The 21,390-nt window shown below is 38.1% G+C and carries 19 protein-coding genes, 1 tRNA gene and 1 rRNA gene; 10 read left to right on the top strand and 11 right to left on the bottom strand.

Translation table 11 applies throughout. From position 1 onward, the window contains the following. Window positions 1-10 precede the first annotated feature (10 nt). Window positions 11-126 (top strand): 5S ribosomal RNA (gene rrf / locus C9J29_RS23580). A gap of 44 nt (window positions 127-170) precedes the next feature. Here the strand turns inward: rrf and C9J29_RS23585 are convergent. The 5 genes from C9J29_RS23585 to C9J29_RS23605 form a co-directional block, all read right to left on the bottom strand. After that, on the bottom strand, window positions 171-1,622 hold the full coding sequence (locus C9J29_RS23585) for an alanine/glycine:cation symporter family protein (RefSeq protein ID WP_107922880.1): 1,452 nt from the start codon (window positions 1,620-1,622) through the stop codon (window positions 171-173). A 265-nt stretch (window positions 1,623-1,887) separates the two neighbouring features. After that, window positions 1,888-3,120 (bottom strand): NAD(P)/FAD-dependent oxidoreductase, encoded by a 1,233-nt coding sequence (locus tag C9J29_RS23590; protein WP_107922881.1) that lies wholly within the window; start codon window positions 3,118-3,120, stop codon window positions 1,888-1,890. Then, a complete protein-coding gene (locus C9J29_RS23595; protein ID WP_008177033.1) occupies window positions 3,110-3,451 on the bottom strand; it encodes a (2Fe-2S)-binding protein in 342 nt (113 codons plus the stop codon). The genes C9J29_RS23590 and C9J29_RS23595 overlap by 11 nt, the downstream gene beginning before the upstream one ends. Then, complete coding sequence (locus tag C9J29_RS23600) at window positions 3,451-3,717, bottom strand: (2Fe-2S)-binding protein (RefSeq protein ID WP_008177031.1); 267 nt, start codon at window positions 3,715-3,717, stop codon at window positions 3,451-3,453. The genes C9J29_RS23595 and C9J29_RS23600 overlap by 1 nt, the downstream gene beginning before the upstream one ends. A gap of 138 nt (window positions 3,718-3,855) precedes the next feature. Further along, a complete protein-coding gene (locus tag C9J29_RS23605) occupies window positions 3,856-5,562 on the bottom strand; it encodes a sigma-54 interaction domain-containing protein (RefSeq protein ID WP_237068918.1) in 1,707 nt (568 codons plus the stop codon). Window positions 5,563-5,715: 153 nt separating this feature from the next. On the opposite strand from C9J29_RS23605, the gene C9J29_RS23610 reads away from it, so the two are divergent. From C9J29_RS23610 to C9J29_RS23630, 5 genes are read left to right on the top strand one after another with little or no spacing between them, the layout of a single operon-like run. Beyond that, on the top strand, window positions 5,716-6,897 hold the full coding sequence (locus C9J29_RS23610; protein ID WP_107922882.1) for an NAD(P)/FAD-dependent oxidoreductase: 1,182 nt from the start codon (window positions 5,716-5,718) through the stop codon (window positions 6,895-6,897). Beyond that, on the top strand, window positions 6,894-7,913 hold the full coding sequence (locus C9J29_RS23615) for a proline racemase family protein (protein ID WP_107922883.1): 1,020 nt from the start codon (window positions 6,894-6,896) through the stop codon (window positions 7,911-7,913). The genes C9J29_RS23610 and C9J29_RS23615 overlap by 4 nt, the downstream gene beginning before the upstream one ends. A 12-nt stretch (window positions 7,914-7,925) precedes the next feature. After that, entirely contained in the window at window positions 7,926-8,798 is an 873-nt protein-coding gene (locus C9J29_RS23620) for a proline racemase family protein (RefSeq protein WP_089987166.1), read from the top strand. Window positions 8,799-8,823: 25 nt separating this feature from the next. Further along, complete coding sequence (gene dapA, locus C9J29_RS23625; protein ID WP_089987165.1) at window positions 8,824-9,726, top strand: 4-hydroxy-tetrahydrodipicolinate synthase; 903 nt, start codon at window positions 8,824-8,826, stop codon at window positions 9,724-9,726. A gap of 18 nt (window positions 9,727-9,744) precedes the next feature. Continuing rightward, window positions 9,745-11,226, top strand: coding sequence for an aldehyde dehydrogenase family protein (locus tag C9J29_RS23630; protein ID WP_089987164.1), 1,482 nt, complete (start codon window positions 9,745-9,747; stop codon window positions 11,224-11,226). A 61-nt stretch (window positions 11,227-11,287) separates the two neighbouring features. Here C9J29_RS23630 and rpoN read toward each other — a convergent pair whose 3' ends face one another. Together rpoN and C9J29_RS23640 are read right to left on the bottom strand one after the other, a co-directional pair. Then, window positions 11,288-12,574, bottom strand: a complete 1,287-nt coding sequence (gene rpoN, locus C9J29_RS23635) for an RNA polymerase factor sigma-54 (protein WP_089987163.1) — start codon at window positions 12,572-12,574, stop codon at window positions 11,288-11,290. A 180-nt stretch (window positions 12,575-12,754) separates the two neighbouring features. Next, window positions 12,755-13,819 carry a M24 family metallopeptidase gene (locus C9J29_RS23640; RefSeq protein ID WP_107922884.1) on the bottom strand — a complete coding sequence of 355 codons (1,065 nt, stop codon included), beginning with the start codon at window positions 13,817-13,819 and terminating at the stop codon, window positions 12,755-12,757. A gap of 135 nt (window positions 13,820-13,954) precedes the next feature. Between C9J29_RS23640 and C9J29_RS23645 the strand changes: the two genes are divergently transcribed. Continuing rightward, window positions 13,955-15,637, top strand: coding sequence for a peptide ABC transporter substrate-binding protein (locus C9J29_RS23645; protein ID WP_107922885.1), 1,683 nt, complete (start codon window positions 13,955-13,957; stop codon window positions 15,635-15,637). Between the two features lie 40 nt (window positions 15,638-15,677). Here C9J29_RS23645 and C9J29_RS23650 read toward each other — a convergent pair whose 3' ends face one another. The 4 genes from C9J29_RS23650 to opp3b are packed head-to-tail and all read right to left on the bottom strand — an operon-like array spanning window position 15,678 to window position 20,002. Continuing rightward, window positions 15,678-16,043, bottom strand: a complete 366-nt coding sequence (locus tag C9J29_RS23650; RefSeq protein WP_216604819.1) for a DUF3899 domain-containing protein — start codon at window positions 16,041-16,043, stop codon at window positions 15,678-15,680. Next, window positions 16,040-18,031: an ABC transporter ATP-binding protein gene (locus tag C9J29_RS25040; RefSeq protein WP_008177010.1), complete on the bottom strand. Its 1,992-nt coding sequence runs from the start codon at window positions 18,029-18,031 to the stop codon at window positions 16,040-16,042. The genes C9J29_RS23650 and C9J29_RS25040 overlap by 4 nt, the downstream gene beginning before the upstream one ends. 13 nt (window positions 18,032-18,044) lie before the next feature. Continuing rightward, window positions 18,045-19,076 carry an oligopeptide ABC transporter permease gene (gene opp3C, locus C9J29_RS23660; protein ID WP_008177009.1) on the bottom strand — a complete coding sequence of 344 codons (1,032 nt, stop codon included), beginning with the start codon at window positions 19,074-19,076 and terminating at the stop codon, window positions 18,045-18,047. Continuing rightward, on the bottom strand, window positions 19,073-20,002 hold the full coding sequence (opp3b, locus tag C9J29_RS23665) for an oligopeptide ABC transporter permease (protein ID WP_107922886.1): 930 nt from the start codon (window positions 20,000-20,002) through the stop codon (window positions 19,073-19,075). Before opp3b ends, opp3C begins: the two co-directional genes overlap by 4 nt. A 150-nt stretch (window positions 20,003-20,152) precedes the next feature. Here opp3b and C9J29_RS23670 point away from each other — a divergent pair. From C9J29_RS23670 to C9J29_RS23680, 3 genes are all read left to right on the top strand, one after another. Further along, window positions 20,153-20,228: transfer RNA gene (locus C9J29_RS23670), tRNA-Asp, on the top strand. A gap of 469 nt (window positions 20,229-20,697) precedes the next feature. After that, window positions 20,698-21,036, top strand: a complete 339-nt coding sequence (locus C9J29_RS23675) for a hypothetical protein (RefSeq protein ID WP_043990233.1) — start codon at window positions 20,698-20,700, stop codon at window positions 21,034-21,036. 113 nt (window positions 21,037-21,149) lie between these two features. After that, window positions 21,150-21,390: helix-turn-helix domain-containing protein (locus C9J29_RS23680; protein WP_153062681.1), on the top strand; the 241-nt coding region annotated here is incomplete at its 3' end.

Raw genomic sequence — 21,390 nt, forward strand, 5'->3', positions numbered from 1 at the left:
CCGACTATAGTCTAGTGATGATGGCAAAGAGGTCACACCCGTTCCCATACCGAACACGGAAGTTAAGCTCTTTAGCGCCGATGGTAGTTGGGGGCTTCCCCCTGTGAGAGTAGGACGTCGCTAGGCAATAAAAACAGTCAGCTGTGTGCTGACTGTTTTTTTATTTCTATTCATTTCTTTTTATGCCTATTGCTATATTCTATCCAGAATTCGGCATTTTTAATTCCGACTTCTCTTGGATCAAAAATAGGATCGAGGCCAGCCTTTTTTTGTCGATCATAATCTTGTAAAACTCGAATCGCTGGCTTGGTTAATAATACAATAGCAATAAAGTTCAAATAACTCATACTCCCAAATCCAATGTCTCCAAGACCCCACATAAGACTGACAGATTGAACACTTCCAATATAAACAACTAGTAAGAAGATCACTTTTAATACTAATTTTAAAAATGGGAAGCGAAGTTTTTTATCTAAATACACAATAGTTGTCTCTGCAATATAATAATATGCCATTAAAGTAGTGAATGCGAAGAGGAAAATTGCTATAGCTACGAATCCACTTCCAAAATCATTAAATACTGTAGATACTGCTGCTTGTGTATAAGCAGTACCTGCTACAACGCCCGGGATATTTTCAACTAACGGTGTCGTTGTTCCAGGAGGAGTAACATTATACATACCTGTTATGAGAATCATTAAAGCTGTAGCCGTACAGACAATGATTGTATCAATATAGATGGAAAACCCTTGAACTAAACCTTGTTTAGCTGGATGAGATACTTCAGCAGCAGCAGAACTAAAAGTTGCTTCTCCTGCTCCAGCTACGTTTGAAAATACCGAGCGTCTTACACCCCAGGCGATGGCAGTCCCCACTATACCTCCAAAAATTGCATTTGTACCAAAGGCACTTGTCAGTATAAGTTTAACCATATCTGGAATTTCACTTACATTCGCTCCTAATATGAAGAGTGTTAAAATGACGTAGGCAAGTGCCATAATAGGAACAACTTTATCTGCAACACGTGCTATGCGTTTTACACCACCGAATATGATTAATCCCAAAAGAATAACGATTAAGGCACCTGTTATAAAGGGCGGAATATGAAAAGCCGTATTAAATGAAGTGGCAATTGTATTCGCCTGGATTCCCGGTACTAGAACACCATATGAAAGACAGATAACAATCGCAACAAATATAGCAAAACCCTTTAGTCTTAAACCCTTTTCGATATAGTATGGAGAACCACCGCGATACTGATCATCAGCCTTTTCTTTATATAATTGGGCAAGTGTTGATTCAATAAATGCACTTGCACCCCCTAGAAATGCCATAACACCCATCCAAAATACTGCGCCTGGTCCACCAGCAGCAATTGCCGTAGCCACTCCTGCGATATTGCCAACACCAACCCGCCCAGACAATGCCATACAAAACGCTTGGAATGATGAGATTCCTTCATTTGACTCTTTACGTTCACGTAATAATCGAATCATCTCAGGAATATAACGAATTTGAACAGCTTTTGTTAGGACGGTAAAGTAAAGACCTACCCCTAATGCTAAGTATACAAGTGCATTTCCCCAAATATAATCGACCAACGCATTAACGATTGTCTCCATAGATGTTTCCCCCTTTTTTTCTTAAATCAAAATCCTTAATTATCACCCTAAAATTTGTTTACTATACATCACCAGCACTCAACTCATCACGCGAATTATGCCTGCAATATGATTGAAGCGTGTGTACGGCTTTAGTTTAGGTAAATGTTTAAATAGCGAAAACCTCCCTTCATGATTTTTAAGCTCACCCTATGTATTGCATGTTTTATGCCATAAAGCAAAAAAGCCTTTTACTCATGAAGATGAGAAAAAGACTTTTACACTTTCATATAGTTTTTTTATGAATAGTAAGAGACCCAACAGTTTCATTCCAAATTTGTTTCATCTGCTGACGGCCAGCTAAAATTTCTGGATGAAATTGAATATGTGCAGTGGCTCTTGTTTTTTCAACAGCTTGGATGGCCAGCTTAATATCATGATTGGATGCTCCTCCATTGAGGCGTTGAGCAATTGTAAGTGCTGCAACTTCTCCCTGCGCTAATGCTACCTTGGCTCCTTCAATTCCTGTAATATTTCCAGCTACATATAACCCCTCTAAATTAGTTTCCATTTGTTCATTATGTAAAGGAATGAACCCACCTAATTGTTCGATATAATGAAATGGACAACCTGCTACAGAAGCAAGCTCTGCTAGAGGGTAAAGGCCACCAGCGATACAAATAAAATCAGCTTTGATACGTTGTTCGCTACCTTTCACAATAGAGCCGTCTGTATTCACAGTTGCTAAAACTACCCCTTCGACCTGATCTTTACCTACGATTTCTATAACCGCTTTACGCAACATAATAGGTATATCCCACATTTTCACACCATTTTTAGGATAAAAGGTAATACCGAGTTTTTTCATAAAGTCATTTTTCATGAATTTGCTACCCATCTTAACAAAAGGGGAGGGAGCCATATGAGCTACATGCAATAATGAGTTCATAACTTCTAAGGGATTGCTATTCCCTTCTGTTAACAAGTTAGCAGGGGGTAATGTAATAGCGGCTACCTGAACACCTGCTAATTGTAATTCCATCGCAATCGCTGAAGAAAGTACATTAACTCCGACAATGACGCCACGTTTACCTGGCTTCACACGATGCACATTTGTCATAACTTGTGCTGCTCCAACAGACATTACCCCTGGTAGCGTCCAACCTGGAATTGGGAAAGGCGATTCGGCAGCTCCAGTAGCTAGTAGCAGATGTTGGGTGCGAAATACACCTTTGGTTGTATGGATGATCCACATGTCATCTATTTTTTCTAAGTCGGATACACTTGTTTGTAATAAAAACTCAACATGGACTGCTTTAGCACGTTCTACTAAACGTTCAGATTCTACAATGCCATTCCACCATGTTCCTGGCTTTTCTTCATATAGTTGTCCCAGTAATCGACCTCCCGCATATAAATATTCATCGATAACAAGGACTGCAATATTTTTTTCCGCTAATGTAATGGCCGCCGCAAGCCCAGCAGGACCAGCTCCAATAATAACTACTTTATTGTTCATGATTCTTCCTCCAGTCTCTTACTGTCGTAGGAAGTGTCTGTCCACTTTTTACAACCATCCCATCTGAGAGAGGGGTTAAGCATGCTCGTTCGCCCTCTAAGCCATTTACAGTGACACGGCATTCAAAACAATGTCCAATATTACAATAAATACCTCGAGGCTGCCCAGTTTCTTCGTGCAAACGTAAAGTCCGTATTCCGTGTGCTAGCAAGGCAGCCGCTAGGGACTCACCTTTGTAACCTTCAAACTCATGATCGTCAAAAGTAAAGGTCACTTTTTCTCTTTGTATTATGTTCCCGAAAATTGGGTGGTTTAATATACGTTCTGTCATCAGTTAACCTCCCCTAAGTCGGAGAATCGTACTGGTCGAATAGGGGCTTGATGTTTTAATGAAACCTCATCATTTTTACGAGGATGATGAAGATTGGCAATTTTATCTACCATAGTACGGCATGTACGACCGCCACAATAGCCCATACCTGCACGCGTTCGTAATTTCAGTTCTCGTGCAGAGCACTTATATTTTGATGCGCTTTCAACTAATTCATCGTAACTAATTTCTTCACAACGGCATACAATCATAGATTTATTTTGCATAGTTCCACCTCTACTCTAAAAAATACTTAACATAGAACATAATGCAAAAACTATGCCAAAGAAAAAAATAGCTACGAAAAGTAAATCTAGATGGATGTGAAAGATGTGTATAGAAATATTGACATATATTTAAATAAATTAGACGTCTATGTTTAATTTTTTTAATCGGTTGTATAAAGTGGCACGAGTAATACCTAAAATTTTAGCGCATGTTTTCTTATTACCATTTACTTTAGCAAGCTGGTCTAATATTATTTCTCGTTCATAATGTTCAAGCTGATGGTGGAGCTCTGTCCCTAGAGGAAACTCCCTCTTAACGTCCAATGTTTCATCTTTTGGCATCATCGCTAAAATATCAGTAGGAAGATCTTCCATATGAATGGCCCCCTCATCAGAAAAAACAACGAGTCGCTCGATAACATTAGATAATTCACGCACATTGCCTGGCCAGTGGTATTTTAAAAGAACATTTGCTATTTCAGTTGGGATACCTTGAATAGGTCGATTATATTTAATCGACTTTTCATATAAGAAGTAATTGCTTATTTCTAATATATCTGATGCTCGCTCTCTAAGAGGGGGGACTGTGAAATTCACCACATTCAGTCGATAATATAAATCTTCTCTAAATTTGCCCTCTGCCACTAATTGTTTCAAATCTCTATTAGTAGCTGCTACTAAATTAAATTCGACGTCCATTTCCTTTGTACCGCCAACTGTGTAAAAAGTTTTTTCCTGGAGCAATCGTAAAATCTTGACTTGCATTTCTAGCGGCATCTCACCGATTTCATCTAAAAATAAAGTACCCCCACGTGCAAGCTCTACTTTACCTTTTTTTCCCTTTTGATGGGCACCAGAAAAAGCTCCTTTTTCATAGCCAAAAATTTCACTTTCAAATAGACCGCTTGGAATGGCCCCACAATTGATAGCAACAAAGGGTGCCTCAGACTTTTCTCGAATAGCGTGAACTGCACGTGCAAACAGCTCTTTACCAACGCCACTCTCTCCATAAATTAAAATATTTGCCTCGGTTTTTGCGACCTTTTTTACTTTTTCTAATACTTCTTTAAGCTTTGGACTATTACCACGAATAAGGGTGAATGGGTCAAAGGCTAGGCCATTCGTATTCATCTGTTTCTCTAAATTTAACAATTTCTCAGATGTAATATGAAGCTCTTCGTTTAATTTCTTGACATGGGTAATATCTGTTTCAGCTACCACCGCTCCAATTGTCTTATCATGCAGCATAACAGGATTAGAGTTAATCATGACGACGAGATCTTCCCGTGGAAAATGCTGCTGTTGATAGACAGATTTTCTATGCTGTAAAGTATGTAAAATTTCTAGTTGATCTTCTTTGAAAAAGTGAGTGATTGGCTTACCGATAATATTTTCTCCAGATACTGAAAAAATGCTTTCGGCACCCTTTGTCCAATAAATAACATTTTGTTCAGCATCTATAACCGTACATGATTCATTAATAGTATTTAAAATAGTTTGTAAATAAGCATTTCCGCATTCTAATTCATAGGCAAGGTCGTATGCTAAGGACTCTCTCCATAAATATCCTAAATATTGCTTCTCCTCATTACAAACTAGTAAAAATTCGTAGTCCTTCATATATTCAATGGCGTTTTTGAGCGGGCAATTCGACTGGATGGTATGACAGGCAACATAGTGAACATCATTTTTTCTTTTACCGCGAACTGCACCATAGGGTTTATTATTTTCAATCACAAAATATTGTTTGCTGGCATCGTTTATTTTGGACACAATGTCGTCAGTAGTTGTAATAGCAAAGTTACATTTTACTATTTTATTCATTATTAAATGATATGGATGCAAGATAAGTCCCCCCTTATTGTTCATTTGTCCAATTATTTTGAATAATATAAATAATTTTGACACATAGTGCCTAGTTTATCAAACAAATTCCAGTTTGATAGATTGGCATGATTTTTGCATCATACAGTCATAAATAGAAAGGAGGAGGAAGATATGAAGAAATCCCATCATGATATCGTAATTATTGGTGGTGGCATTATTGGTGGAGCAATAGCTTATTATTGCGCAAAGGCCGGCCTAGATATCACAATACTTGAAAAAAACGAACTTGCGAGTGGGACTTCTTCTCGTTGTGATGGCAATATTTTAGCTATTGATAAAGATCCTGGCTTCGACAGTCAAATGTCTTTAGTCAGTCAAAGATTGGTTCATGAACTTAATAGAGAGTTAGATATGAGCTTTGAATATCGGAATCCGGGCAGCATCCTTGTTTGTGAAAGTGAGCTAGAGATGGAGGCTGCGCAGCAATGGGTTAATCGCCAACAAGAGGCGGGTTTAGATTTTACGATGTTAGATCGTGAGGATTTACGGAACGAATCAAAATACTTCGCAGATGACTTATACGGTGGATTGGAATGTAAAACTGATTCAACAGTGAACCCATACATGCTGACATTTTCTATGTTTCATTCAGCTGAGAAGTTAGGGGCAAAGATAAAAAAACAGACAGAGGTCAAGCATATTAAAAAACAGCCAGATCATACATTTTTACTTGAAACGAATGACGGATGGATAACCGCCAATAAAGTCATTAATGCTTGCGGAATTTGGGCACCGTTTATTGGACAAATGCTTGATATTGATATTCCCATTAAACCTCGCAAAGGTCATATACTGGTCGCATCACGTCAGCAAGCAGTTGGGCTAAGAAAAGTAATGGAATTTGGTTATTTAATTTCAAAGTTTGGTGGAGAGCGTAAGGTGGATGCGGATATTGAAAAGTATGGAGTAGCCTTAGTGTTTGAACCGACAGAGGCACAGAATTTTTTAATAGGGAGTAGTCGTGAATTTGTAGGCTTTGACACGAAGGTGAATCATGATGTGGCAAAAATGATTGCTAGACGTGCAGTACGATTCTATCCAAAAATTGCTGATATGTCGATTATTCGTACATATGCAGGGTTAAGACCATGGACAGAAGATCATTTACCTATTATTTGTGAAGTAGAAGAAGTACCTGGCTTCTATATTGCAGCGGGTCATGAAGGAGATGGCATTAGCTTAGCTGCAGTTACCGGAAAACTTATCCAAGAATTACTCCAGCACACAGATACATGCATTCCTACTGAACCGGTACATCTTAGTCGTTTTCAGAAAGGAGTCCTTCATAAATGAATTTTCAAAAGCTATTTACGACGATTGATACTCATACGGGTGGAAATCCAACACGTTCATTAATAAGTGGTATGCCCAAGCTTGAAGGCAAAACTATGTCAGAAAAAATGTTATTTATGCAAGAGAACTATGACTGGATTCGAAAATTTCTTATGAATGAGCCACGAGGACATAGCGTAATGTCAGGCGTTATCATTACAGATCCTTGCCACCCCGAAGCCGATATTGGCGTGATTTATATAGAAACAGGTGGGTACTTACCAATGTGTGGACATGACACAATAGGTGTTTGTACAGCACTAATTGAAGCAAATTTAATAGAGGTCACTACACCCTATACAAACATAAAATTGGACACACCTGCAGGTTTAATAGATGTACAAATTAAAGTGGATGATGGAGTAGCGAAGGAAGTGACCTTTAAAAACGTACCATCCTTTTTATTAAAAACGATTGAAATCAACGATGCTGAGCTAGGTGTAGTGGAATGTGAAATAGCATATGGAGGGAACTTTTACGGCATTATTGATGCTAGAAAAATCAATCTAGACTTAGCTGTAGACAATTCGACGAAGATTATTAACACGGCTATTCGCCTCCGTAATACTGTAAATGCTAAGGAGGATATTGTCCATCCTGAATTCTCGTTTATCCATGGGCTTACACATATTGAGTTTTATACAGATCCAGTTAACCCATCAGCAGATTTAAAAAATACAGTTGTTGTTCCGCCAGGAGGAATAGACCGTTCTCCTTGTGGCACTGGTACTTCTGCCAAAATTGCTACACTCTACTCAAAAAATAAGCTCGCTCTCAATGAGTCCTTCGTTTATGAAAGTATTGTGGGAACAATGTTTAAAGCACGTGTACTAGAAGAAGTAACGATAAGTGGTTTAACAGCTGTTATTCCGGAGGTAACAGGATCAGCATGGGTAATGGGGATGCATCGTTTCTTTTACAATGATCAGGACCCACTAAAAGAGGGCTATTTGATGATTCCGCCAATGGATCACTAAGGGAGGATAAACATGAATTTTCATAAGTCTTTTCAAACGATAGATACACAAGTAGTGGGAGAAGCCTTTCGCATCATTGTGCAATCCCCAATCATGCTTATGCATGAAGATATTTTGGAAGCGGATCATCAGTTAAATACACAATTTGAAGATACAAAACAACAGCTTTTGAATGAGCCTAGAGGACACCGTGGAATGAATGGCTGCCTTGTTTTACCATCCGCTATTGCTTCTTATCGCTTATTATTTTTCCAGCATGCAGCTTCTACAAATTTTAAGTATGAGGCACTTGTAGCCACAATGACAGCATTGATTGAGCAAGGAACAATAGAACTCTCAAAAAATAATACTTACTCTATTGAAACAGTCAAAGGCGTCTATGAAGCCTATGTCAAACTTTCTGAAAAGAGAGATGCAGTATTATCAGTTCATTTAATAGTGAAGCCAGCACATTTAGAAGGTGAGCAAGTCATTATTGATAATGAACGACGCTACATGGTGGTTGAAAAACCACGGCAAATTAAAGCCATTGTTTTAGAAGAATTAGCAGAAATCAGTACGTGGGGATTACTAGAAAGTGAGAAATATAGTACGGCAGATGGGGTCATTATGTATGAACAATTAGTTGGCTCTGTCAGGTCCGTTACCTTTGAACGAGATGGCTATATATTACGTTCACCTGGTGTAGATAGTACACTGGCGTTAATAGCGGTTTTAGGGGAAGAAGCTGTCAAAAAAAACGACAGTATTTTTGGTAGCAGCATTGAAATTATACAAAAGCATGAAGCTGGCTACGAAATTGCATTAACAGGTTATATCACAGGAATCCATCAATTTGTAGTGGACCGTGAAGATCCTTTGCAGCATGGATTTATCATTGTGTAATAAAAGAGGATAGAGGAGGATAAAGATGAAAAATCTAGAAGGTGTATTTCCTGTATTAGTAACGCCGATGAAAAATCAAACAGACATTGATTGGGGTGGTTTCCGTCAAAATATTGAACATTTTATTGAAGCAGGGGTAACAGGTATTGCTATTAACGGTAGTACAGGTGAATTTGTAAGTTTAACGAAAGAAGAACGGTTTAAAGCAGTAGAGGTAGCTGTAGATCAAATTAAAGGGCGAATTACATTGATTGTTGGTACAGCAGCTGAAACAACTGCAGAAGCAATTATCTATACACAGCAGGCAGAACAGGCTGGAGCAGATGCAGCATTATTAATTAATTCCTATTACGCACATCCAAAAGATGATGAAATATATGTTCATTTTAAATCAGTAGCCGAATCTGTAAACTTCCCTATTATGATCTATAATAATCCGTTTACTTCGGGGGTAGATATTGGCTTAGAAACGATTTTAAAAGTAGGTAGAGATGTTCCAAATATTACACATATTAAAGAATCAAGCGGCAATATTGGAAAAGCGCGTGATATCGTACGTCAAGGCCAAGATGATATAAAAGTATTTTGTGGCTCAGAGGATTTAGCTATCGAATCATTTTTAGTTGGGGCTGTTGGGTGGATTTCTGTATCTGGAAATATTGTGCCAGAGCTTGTGACAAAATTATATAGCCAAGTACAAGAGGGGAACCTAGAGGCAGCTTGGGCAATTTACGATCGCTTATTACCTTTATGTGCATTTTTAGAGGGATCGGGTAAATATGTACAAATTACTAAACGTGCAATGGAACTAAAAGGGTGGGCAGGAGGGCCTTGTCGTCTACCACGACTCCCACTAACAGAGGAAGAAGATGCCCAACTTAAAGCAATTATGACTAATTTAGACGTACTGGCAATTGAACATTATTAATGCAAAGGGGGATGAATGATGGAGGCAGTGTTGACATTAAAACCACAAGTAAAGGAATTTCTACAGTCCACGATCGGCTTGTATATTGACGGTGAATATGTGCAAGCTCAATCAGGTAAAGCATTGAATGTTTTAAATCCTGCTAATGAAGAGGTCATTGCGGTAGTAAGCGAAGCACAGGCAGAAGATATTGATCTTGCAGTAGAAGCTGCTCGAAAAGCATTTGATGGTGAATGGTCAACGATGGAGGCAGCTGAACGCTCCCGAATTATTTATAAATTGGCAGATTTACTAGAAGAACATCGTGAAGAGCTAGCACAGCTTGAATCATTAGACAATGGAAAACCATATAAAACTGCTCTTGCAGATGATGTGGATGGCACAGTTCAACATTTTCGTTATTATGCGGGCTGGGCAACAAAAATTACAGGCCAGACTGTACAAGTGTCGAAGGATTACTTGAATTACATTGTACATGAGCCCGTTGGAGTTGTAGGTCAAATTATTCCTTGGAATTTTCCTCTTGCCATGGCGGCATGGAAGCTTGGCTCAGCGTTAGCTGTAGGATGTACGGTTGTCATCAAACCTGCGGCTGAAACGCCATTGTCATTATTATATGTGGGGCAATTAATGAAACAAGCTGGTTTTCCGGACGGTGTAGTAAATATTGTACCAGGTACGGGAGAGGCGGGCGAAGCGATTGTTACTCATAAAGGTGTAGCAAAAGTAGCCTTCACTGGATCAACAAAGACAGGAATACACGTGATGAAAAAGGCTGCTGATGATGTGAAAAGTATAACATTAGAGCTTGGGGGGAAATCTCCTGCTATTGTGTTACAAGATGCAGATGTCGAGGAGGCAATAGAAGGAACATTTGCTGGGACGATGTACAATCATGGCCAAAACTGTAGCGCATGTACACGAGTATTTGTGCATAGTAGTCTATACAATCAATTTATTGAACGACTCGCAGAAAAGGCTAAAGCATTGAAGGTAGGGCCAGGTTTAGACCCAGAAACAGATATGGGTCCATTAGTGTCACAAAAGCAATTAAACACTGTTCTTTATTTTATCGAAAAAGGAAAAGAGGAGGGTGCTCGCTTAGTAGCTGGCGGTGATCGAGCACTGCCAAAGGGATATTTTGTCCAACCAACTATCTTTGCTGATGTACAGGACACGATGACAATTGCCCAAGAAGAGATTTTCGGACCTGTTATGTCCATTCTATCGTTTGAAACAGTAGATGAAGTAATTGCACGCGCTAATAATAGTAAGTATGGACTTGCTGCAAGCATTTGGACTGAAAATGTAAAGAAGGCACATTATATTGCTAGTAAACTACAAGCAGGGACAGTATGGATTAATGATTTTGGATTAGAATGGGAAACGATGCCATTTGGAGGTTACAAACAGTCAGGTATTGGTCGTGAAATGGGCGGTGAATATGGATTGTCCAATTACACTGAGGTGAAAAGTGTATTTGTTAATATGAAGCAATAATAGGTGAATTTGCATGAAAGAAGGAAAAGGAGCTATCTTCAATAGGTAGCTCCTTTTCTCGTTATTGAAAGGGTATTATTTTACGCCGTGCAGAGGACGGGATACTCATGTCCTCGCGGTATTTGGCTATGGTACGTCGAGATATTTCAATGCCTAAAGCAGCGTTAAAATATTCAGCTATTTTTTGATCAGAGAAGGGCTTAGCCTTATTTTCTGACTTGATATAGTCTGACAGCAAAGACTTCACCTTTACTTGTGACACACTCTGACCATTGGCTGTCGACAATTTAGAGCTGAATAATTCCTTTAATTCAAAGGTGCCAAAAGCAGTTTGTACATACTTATTTGTTGTAATACGACTTACCGTTGATTCGTGAACATCTATTTGGTCAGCAATTTCACGCAACGTAAGTGGTTGCATGGCGTCGAAGCCATCCAGAAAGAAATTTTTTTGCTTTTCAATAAGGGCCTTCATAATGTTGATCATTGTATTTCGACGTTGTTCAATGCTGTTCACTAGCCAGTGGTAGTCAGCTAAGTGTTTTTTAAAATAACTCTTTTCTGAGGAATGAGCTTTTATATAAGGAAAGTAGTCAGCGTGAATACTAATCTTTGGTAAATAATAATCGTTCAACGAAAAGGTAATCCCACCGTCAACAATATCAACAATAATATCTGGTATCGTCGTATGTACCAATTCCTGATAAAATAATGAGCTTAGTTTTGGCTGTAAAGATTGTATAAAAAGATAAATCATTTGTAAGTCATTTAGTGATATATCCAGCTCTTTTAATATTTTCTTCCAATTATTATGAGCAAGCTCTTCTAGATAATTAGAAATAATAGTATCGGCATGAGCAGGGCTGTTAGGACAATAAATAGTTTGTAATAGTAAACATTCCTTTAAATTACGTGCACCCATTCCTAAAGGACCAATCGTTTGTAATAAATGAATGCCCTTTTCTATTTCTAGGTCATTATAAGAAGTTTGTATAGGTTGCTCATAATAACCATTGTCATCTAAATGATAAATAATATGTTTTAAGAGCTGAATGTCCTTTTCATTATCAAATGTTAGCCTGACCTGCTGGAACAGCTCATCACGAATATTTTTTTCACATTTTGTAGAAAGATGCCAATTGTTATAGTGTCCGCTACTCGTTTTTGGAATCTGTAGGTGCTCTTTAAGTGTTGGTTCACTTAGTTCGATTAACGGATTAACGAGCTCTTGTTCACGTATATATTGTTCTAACTCCTGAGTTGAGTATTGGAGTAGCTCGATTGCCTGACGAAGTTGGGTAGACATAACGATTTGTAATTCCTGTGTTTGTTTAATAGAAAGTTGCATACTTAAACCTCGATTCTCTATCAATCTATCTAACTAACTTAGAAAAATATAGTGACAAGAAACTTTGACATGTGCAACGAAATGAATCATTAGCTTTCAATAATAAGCTCAAAATGTTGAAATGAATGGTTTTAAAAAGTGTAAAAAAAAGTAAACATCTATAGGGTAAGTGTAAAGAAATTATAAAATAATGAGTTCTTTTGGCGAGTGTGTGATTATTTCAACACCATCTTTTGTAATGATGACATCATCCTCTATACGAACACCACCAACTTGTGGGACATAAATGCCTGGCTCTACAGTAAGCACCATATTCTCCTCTAAAACGTCTTCACAAACTGTCGACATGAAAATATTTTCGTGAATATCTAGACCGATGCCATGACCTGCTCCATGTCCGTAATTTTGCCCATAGCCTTTAGCTGTAATATAGTCACGTGTATAGCTATCTGCCTGTCGTCCAGTAATACCAGCCTTCATATTAGAAAGAGCGTGTTGCAAGGAGCCATAAACAATTTGATATATTTCTTTTAATTGTTCAGGGGGCTCGCCGACAGCAATAGTTCTTGTCATGTCAGAACGATAGCCTTCATAATAAGCGCCAAAATCAAGTGTAAGCATATCACCTTGCTTAATAGTTTTCGAAGATGCCACGCCATGTGGTAGAGCAGAGCGATGACCAGAAGCGACAATCATATCAAATGCAGCGCCAGTAGCACCATTTTTACGCATATGGGATTCCAGCTCATTGGCAATTTCGATTTCTGTAACACCAGGTTTAATGAATGTCAAAATATGCTTAAAGGTTTCATCTGAAATCCAAGCTGCTTTCTTAATAATTTCAATTTCCTCTGGTGTCTTAATCATACGTAAATCTTCCACAATTGTAGATAAAGGCTTTAATGTTGCTGTTAATTTATTTGCCATTAATTGATACGTGTAGTAAGTGACGTGATGTTGTTCAAAGCCAACAGTTTGAATGGATTCCTGTTCTAAAATTTCTTGAATCGTTTCATATAAACGGCTGCGATCAATTTCATGAACCTCAAATGCTTTACTTTGCTCTGTTGCTTGCTGTGTATAGCGGAAGTCCACCAATAAAAGTGCTCGTGTGTTAGTTACTACAACCGTTCCTGCACTTCCTGTAAATCCTGTTAAATAACGTCGGTTTTGAGCATTTGTAATAATCATTGCGCTTGTACCTTGTGCTTGTAGAGCATTTCGTAATTGTTCTAGTTTTGACATGTTGTCATTCCCCCTTTAATGAAAGTATAATGCAAAATCTGTGCCAATTTTTTAAAAAATAGAATCGGCATGGAAATTGCATAGATTTTTATAGTGCGATTTCTTTCGTGCAATAAAATTAAAGGGGTTTTGAGGATGGCTAAAAAAACAAAATGGCTTTTCGTATTGTTAGCATTAATGCTCGTTGTATTGGTCGGTTGTTACGGCAAAGATAACACCACTTCTGGAAATACTACAAATAGTAATGAAACAGACAATGTATCTTCTGATGGGGAAGATAATATTGCCGCACAGGAACTTCATTTAGTGGCAACAGGAGATTTAACGACGATGAGCTCTTTAGGGAGTGTAGATGCACTTGCTGTGACGGCAATGAACTCAGTATTTGAGGGATTATATCGTATAGGTCCTGAAAATACACCAATTCCAGGTATGGCAGAGTCACATGAAGTTTCTGAGGATGGTACAGTATATACATTTAAAATACGTAAAGATGCTGTGTGGAGTAATGGGACTCCAGTGACAGCACATGATTTTGAGTATGCATGGAAAAGAGCTATAAATCCCGAAACTCAAGCAATCTATTCATACTTAATGCTAGATATAAAAAATGCTGTCAATGTGCAAACAGAAGAAGATCCCCTTTATGGGAAGGTGGAGGAAATCGGTATTAAAGCAATAAATGATGAAACGTTAGAAGTGCAGCTAAATGCGCCGATCCCATACTTTATTAGCTTAACAACGTATGCACCGTTCTTCCCATTAAATAAAGAATTTACAGAGTCCCAAGGCGATCAATACGCGCTAGAAGCGGAAAATATGATCTATAATGGACCTTTCATGATGGAGTCTTGGCAACATGGGCAAGGATGGACGTTCGTCAAAAATGAAAGTTATTGGGATAAGGACACGGTAAAACTTACTAAAATCACGCAGAAAATAGTGAAAGATACGGCAACGGCTGTCAATCTCTATGAAGCTGGTGAAATAGACACTGCCGAGTTATCTAGTGAATATGTTGCTCAATATAAAGACAGTCCAGAGTATTCAACGTTTTTAAAGCCAAATACGTATTTTATTCGTATGAATCATGAAAATAAATATTTATCTAATCTAAACATTCGTAAAGCCATTGATATGGCATGGGACAAACAAGGATTCGCTGATGTGATATTACAGGATGGTTCCATTCCTGCCTACTATTTAGTACCTCAGGGATTATCAACAGATGACAAGGGAAATGATTTCCGTGATGGCAACGGCGATATGAATAAAACAAATATCGAGCTAGCGAAGGAAGCGTGGGCTACTGGCTTAAAGGAACTTGGTGTAGACCAAGTAAAGCTGGAGTTTTTAACATATGACCGTGCAGAATCTAAAAAAGCCGCTGAATTTATTAAAAACCAATTGGAGACGAACTTAGAAGGCTTAGAGCTAACAATTAATATGCAGCCAAATAAGCAAAAGCTTGCATTAGAAGGAGCTGTTGATTTTGATTTAGACTATGGTGGCTGGGGCCCTGACTATCAAGACCCTATGACATATATTGAATTATTTGAGTCAACGGCTTATTATAATCAATCTAACTATAAAAATGAAAAAGTTGATGCACTTATTAAACAAGCAAAAACTACCTCTAATGTTAGCGAGCGTTGGGAACTTATGCAGCAAGCCGAAAAATTAATGATGGAAGATGTAGCATTTGCCCCAACATTCCAAAAAGGGTTAAGTCGTTTGACAAAACCATATGTGAAAAACTTATATGAGCATCCATTCTCAGCTGACATAAGCTATAAATGGGTAGAAATTGTAAAATAAAAATGCTGTCCTCTTTTCTCGAGAGGACAGCATTTTTCATTTATAGATAGAAAACTATAGATAAAATGGCTGTCACGGAGCAGCCAAGTATACCTGCTAGTAGTAGCGGATAAGTGAAGGTATAGGACGGAGCATGAACATATTCTAAATCTCCATCTAATTCAAAGGCATAGACACCATTTTTAGTAACACGTGCAAAAAAGCGTTTAAAACTATAGGCGATACCATTAAAAAGCCCACCTTGTACAACAACCAATGAAGCACCTACAATTGTAGCAGTAAGGGATATAAGGAAAATATTATTAATTAGCGTTAAAAAAGTGATTGGTTGGTGGAGGAGCCAGGTATAGCTAAGGGAAACTATGATTATACAGCTAGCAAGTAAGAGGAAGGTCTTTAATTTCAACGTAATATACCTCCTTCTTGTGCTGAACGGTATTGGACAAGCTCCTCTTCTGTCAGCATAACAAAGTGACCAGGCCGTATCTCAACAAAGCTTTCACTTGCGGTATTTCGGTTAGCTTGATAGGTAGCTTCATTAAAAATAATGCGTTTGCGGTCTCGCTCTAGCTTAGGATCTGGTAATGGAATGGCCGATAATAATGATTTTGTATAAGGGTGTACGGGGTGATCATAGAGCTCTTGACTATCCGCTAGCTCAACGATTTTCCCTCGATACATCACACCAATACGATTACTAATATACTTCACCATCGACAAATCATGTGCAATAAAAAGATAGGTCAACCCACGTTCTTGTTGTAACTTTTTTAGCAGATTCACTATTTGTGCCTGAATGGAAACGTCCAATGCAGAGATAGGCTCGTCTGCAATGATGAGTTCAGGCTCTACAGCTAGAGCACGTGCAATACCAATTCGCTGACGCTGGCCACCACTAAGTTCGTGAGGATAACGGTTTGCATACTCCTTTGTTAATCCGACTATGTTTAATAGCTCATATATTTTTGACTTCCATTCACTTTTAGGTACTTCATGAATGGCCAATCCTTCTGCAATAATATCCATTATCTTCATACGTGGATTGAGAGAAGAATAGGGATCTTGAAAAATCATTTGCACCTTGCTATTGAAGGCAAGCTTGTCTTTTTTTGTTTGATGGTCATTGATATTACGGCCATCAACGTGAATCTCACCACTAGTAATCGCATGGAGTCCAATAATGGAACGTCCCGTTGTCGATTTACCACATCCGGATTCTCCTACAAGACCAAAAATTTCTCCTTTATAAATATCGAAAGTAATGCCATCTACCGCTTTATTAACCGTGTTTTTACTTAAAGAAAAGTGCTGCTTAACCTCTTTTAATGATAAATATGGATGTTCTTTATCAAAGATAGTTGGTGCCTGACGCTTCTCTTGCTGTACTTGAGCAAGCTGTTGATGAACCGGTACTATTTTCGGTGCGTGTTCATGCAATAACCAAGTGGCAGCGAAATGAGTGTCGCTGACCTGAAACATAGGTGGTTCCTCTATAAAGTCAATTTTTAAGGCATGTTTATTACGAGCTGCAAAGGCGTCACCAGTAGGGGGATGAAGTAGGTTTGGTGGCGTTCCAGGAATAGCATACAATGAATTTGTCTCAATATCTGGATTAGGCATGGCTGCGAGTAGCCCTTGTGTATAAGGGTGCTGACAATGATAAAATATTTCATCAACTAAGCCAATCTCAATGATTTTTCCAGCATACATCACGGCGACGCGATCTGCCATTTTAGCGACAACGCCTAAATCGTGGGTAATAAAGATAATGGATAAATTCATTTTTTGTTGTAGATTTTTTAATAATTCTAAAATCTGCGCTTGGATCGAAACATCTAGTGCTGTGGTAGGCTCATCAGCAATGATGATACGTGGCTCACAAGCAAGAGCCATGGCAATGACTATTCGCTGGCGCATACCTCCAGAAAATTGATGTGGGTATTGTTTATAGCGTTTATCAGCTTCTTTAATTCCGACAAGTTGCAATAGTTCTATAACACGGTTAGTTATGTGTCGGCCACGTAAAGTCGTATGTTTTTTTATACTTTCTGCAATTTGGTGACCAATCGTCATCGTAGGGTTTAAGGCAGTCATTGGATCTTGAAAAATCATAGCGATTTCAGCTCCGCGTATTGCTCGAATTTCTTGCTCACTGGAAGATAAAATATCATGCCCGTTATAAAAAATGTGTCCGCTTTTTATCATTGTGGACTCGGTTGGATTGAGGCGAAGAAGGCTTTTCGAAGTAACAGATTTTCCAGAGCCAGACTCGCCTACAATGGCTAAGGTTTCACCTTCAAATAAATCAAATGATATATTGCGTACGGCTTGTACCTCACCATTGTACGTGTTGAAGGAAACACTTAAGTTTTTTACCTCTACTATTTTTTTCATTTAGAGCACCTTCCTATTTACGAGTTTTTGGATCGAATGCATCACGCAGTCCATCACCGAGTAAATTAAAGCTAATCATAATTAAACTAATGACAATAGATGAGACAATCATGCCATGTGGATAAATTCTTAATAATTTATATGAATCATTAACAATTGTCCCCAAAGAAGCGGTTGGTGGTTGTAGCCCTAGTCCAATAAAGCTTAATAAAGCCTCTGTGAAAATAGCACCTGGAATAGTAAATGTAGTCGCAACGATAATTGGTCCAAGCGTATTGGGAATTAAATGCTTCCATATGAGACGCTGGTTACTAGCACCAAGTGTTCGTGAAGCAAGCACATATTCATATGTTTTTAACTTCAGTATTTGTGCTCGAACAATTCGAGCCATACTAATCCATCCTACGATCACCATTGCAATCGTAATTGAAATAATGCCTGGCTTTAAAATAAGGATCAGAAGTATGTTCACAATTAGTCCGGGTATACCCACTAACACTTCAATAATACGTTGCATGATAGTATCTGTTCGACCACCATAAAATGCTGAAACAGCCCCATAAGCAACGCCTATAATGAGATCGATGGTTGCTGCTAAAAAAGCAATATAAAGAGAAATCCTTGTTCCTTCCCATACACGTGTCCATAGATCTCGTCCTAATTCATCTGTACCGAACCAAAAATATTCTTCAATCCCTTTCGCTTCATATTGGTCTATGCCTCGGCTATCGACACCATTTAAGCCTAAGAAAGAAATATTCTCAAGGACAGGAATTTTTGGCGGTAAATTGGTACGCGCAATATTTTGTTCGTCATAGCCGTGGCTATTCATAAAGGGCCCGAAAACGGCAAGTAATAGAACAATGATAATAGTACATAGCCCAACGATAGCTGCTTTATTTTTCCGCAGGCCACGCCATGCATCCTGCCAAAATGATTGCTCAGGACGATAGGTGAAATCATCTGTAATATCAGTTTGCGAGGCATATTCAAATAACTCCTTTGAAGGGCTCTTCGTTGTATCATCTGTCAGTTTTATGGTCATGCCTTATCGCCTCCTGTCACACGAATTCGGGGGTCAATCAATCCGTATAAAATATCAATGATTAAAATGACGGTTACAAATAACACCGCATAAAAAATAGTCGTTCCCATAATGAGCTGATAATCATTTGTAATAATTGAATTAACAAATTGCTCACCTAAACCTGGAATACTGAATACCTTTTCAATAACAAGTGAACCAGTAATAGTGTTTACGGTTAACGGACCAATAATAGTTACGATTGGGATCATGGCATTTCGAATCCCATGCTTTGTAATGATAATAGGCTTTGATAATCCTTTTGCTTTTGAGGTTAAAATGTATTCTTGACTAAGGACCTCTAGCATTTCGATACGCGTGAAACGAGCAATTGTAGCAATTACTCCAACAGCTAAAGCAATGGTTGGTAAAATGGAGTACTCAAAGCCATTCCAAAAGGCAATGGGTAACCAGCCCAATTTAACGCCAACCCAATACTGTAAAAAACCTGCAAAAACAAATGATGGAATGGATATGCCTAGTACGGCTAGTATTGTAGCGCCGTAGTCAATAATAGTGTTGTGTCTTAGAGCAGCTATAATGCCTAAAAAAAGTCCAATAATTGTACCTACTAGAATGGCTTGAAAGCCTAAAACAGCCGATGCACCAATACGTTCCTGAATAATCTTAGTCACTGGTCGATTATCAAAGACAAAAGAAACACCTAAATCTCCTTGTACAAGATTCGTTAAATAAATACCAAATTGCACAGGAACCGGCTTGTCTAATCCGTATTTTTTGTATAATAGCTCTTTTTGCGTCTCTGGAAGGCGTTCATCATTAAATGGTGAACCTGGCAAAGCCTTCATTAATAAAAATGACAGCAGGATAATAATAAAAAGCGTAATGATCATATAGCCAATTCGTGTAAATATGTACCGAACCATGGCACCAACCTCCTACTAAAAAGTGTGTTGAAACTATTAATTTATTTGCAAGATTGATGCCAATTGTTAGAAAAATAGGAGAAGAAAAAATATGAAAATATATATTGCATACCTTTTTCTTATATGATATATTTATAAATGTCTTAAAGAGGTCCCGTGGTGTAGCGGTTAACATGCCTGCCTGTCACGCAGGAGATCGCCGGTTCGATCCCGGTCGGGACCGCCATTTAAAATTGATATGTTCGCTCTTATGTACTGTTACAGTCATAAGAGCTTTTTTGTATTGAATGAGAATTTTCTTGCCGCATAGCCGTCAACCAGAAATTGATTCAAGCACTTATTTCAATTGTGAAAGTGTCACTTTATGAAGACCCAGTTCACTGGGTAGAAACATAGAGGTGAAAAGCTTTACATTTGGTGAAGGCTTTATGACCTACCTCCTATTGATTTTAACAAAATAACATCTATTGCCCTAAATGGCCCCACTACTGTCACTCGAAATACGCCCAATCCCAATGAAATCACTTGTAGTATTGAAATGAAACTAATGAATTGTATATATTTAACGTTATCTAAAGATAGTAAAAATTACCGATAAATGATGACGGTTTTATAAGGTAAAATGAGATATGTTTCTAAAATTAAAACGACGGGTAAAAATTAGAAGTAATTGGATTGGCTACGGAGGTGTTTATATGGGCAAAGACCATTTCTTAAACCATTTTTATTTACCTTTGCTTATTGGTTCCATGATTATGATGGTAGGCTGTGGAGATCCTATTATAGAGATTGAAGAAGCAAATACGTATCACTGGCAAAAAAATATGAACGAAGTAGAATTTGAGAAATTAAAAAATGATATGTCATATATTGAGGTAGTTGAGACAGCAGGTGGCGCAGGTAAAAAGGTGAAGAATAATGAATACCGTTGGAATGATGAAACTTTGTTGACTCAGGCTTATATAGTGAAATTTAAGGATGATAAATTAATTGCTAAAGAGATTATAGCTGTAAAAGGCCATTCCAATCGATAATTGTAAAATGTCTTTGTAAAAGAAGGCATCTCAACATGTAGACAAAAGCCATCGGGAAAATGAACTGCCCCGTAAAAGTTAGACATTAATCTAACTTTTACGGGGGTTTTTTTATGACAAAAGTAAGTGTTGAACAACGTATTCAAGCAGTTCAACGATATTTAAATGGAAATGAAACTTTGATCGAAATTGCGAATGATATCGGTGTGACAGCTCAGATTGTCAGTGAATGGGTTCGCCGTTATCAAAAAAATGGCGTAGAGACTTTCTTAAAGTCCTATACAAACTATTCAGCTGACTATAAAATGAATGTACTTAATTATATGAACGAGACAGGTACATCTTCGAGAGACA

Source organism: Lysinibacillus fusiformis, assembly GCF_003049525.1.
GTDB lineage: Bacteria > Bacillota > Bacilli > Bacillales_A > Planococcaceae > Lysinibacillus > Lysinibacillus fusiformis.

Coding starts and splice junctions, on each gene's coding strand:
- C9J29_RS23585 (WP_107922880.1), bottom strand. CDS start 1,622: ATGGAGACAATCGTTAATGCGTTGGTCGATTATATTTGGGGAAATGCA.
- C9J29_RS23590 (WP_107922881.1), bottom strand. CDS start 3,120: ATGAACAATAAAGTAGTTATTATTGGAGCTGGTCCTGCTGGGCTTGCG.
- C9J29_RS23595 (WP_008177033.1), bottom strand. CDS start 3,451: ATGACAGAACGTATATTAAACCACCCAATTTTCGGGAACATAATACAA.
- C9J29_RS23600 (WP_008177031.1), bottom strand. CDS start 3,717: ATGCAAAATAAATCTATGATTGTATGCCGTTGTGAAGAAATTAGTTAC.
- C9J29_RS23610 (WP_107922882.1), top strand. CDS start 5,716: ATGAAGAAATCCCATCATGATATCGTAATTATTGGTGGTGGCATTATT.
- C9J29_RS23615 (WP_107922883.1), top strand. CDS start 6,894: ATGAATTTTCAAAAGCTATTTACGACGATTGATACTCATACGGGTGGA.
- C9J29_RS23620 (WP_089987166.1), top strand. CDS start 7,926: ATGAATTTTCATAAGTCTTTTCAAACGATAGATACACAAGTAGTGGGA.
- dapA (WP_089987165.1), top strand. CDS start 8,824: ATGAAAAATCTAGAAGGTGTATTTCCTGTATTAGTAACGCCGATGAAA.
- C9J29_RS23630 (WP_089987164.1), top strand. CDS start 9,745: ATGGAGGCAGTGTTGACATTAAAACCACAAGTAAAGGAATTTCTACAG.
- rpoN (WP_089987163.1), bottom strand. CDS start 12,574: ATGCAACTTTCTATTAAACAAACACAGGAATTACAAATCGTTATGTCT.
- C9J29_RS23640 (WP_107922884.1), bottom strand. CDS start 13,819: ATGTCAAAACTAGAACAATTACGAAATGCTCTACAAGCACAAGGTACA.
- C9J29_RS23645 (WP_107922885.1), top strand. CDS start 13,955: ATGGCTAAAAAAACAAAATGGCTTTTCGTATTGTTAGCATTAATGCTC.
- C9J29_RS25040 (WP_008177010.1), bottom strand. CDS start 18,031: ATGAAAAAAATAGTAGAGGTAAAAAACTTAAGTGTTTCCTTCAACACG.
- opp3C (WP_008177009.1), bottom strand. CDS start 19,076: ATGACCATAAAACTGACAGATGATACAACGAAGAGCCCTTCAAAGGAG.
- opp3b (WP_107922886.1), bottom strand. CDS start 20,002: ATGGTTCGGTACATATTTACACGAATTGGCTATATGATCATTACGCTT.
- C9J29_RS23675 (WP_043990233.1), top strand. CDS start 20,698: ATGGGCAAAGACCATTTCTTAAACCATTTTTATTTACCTTTGCTTATT.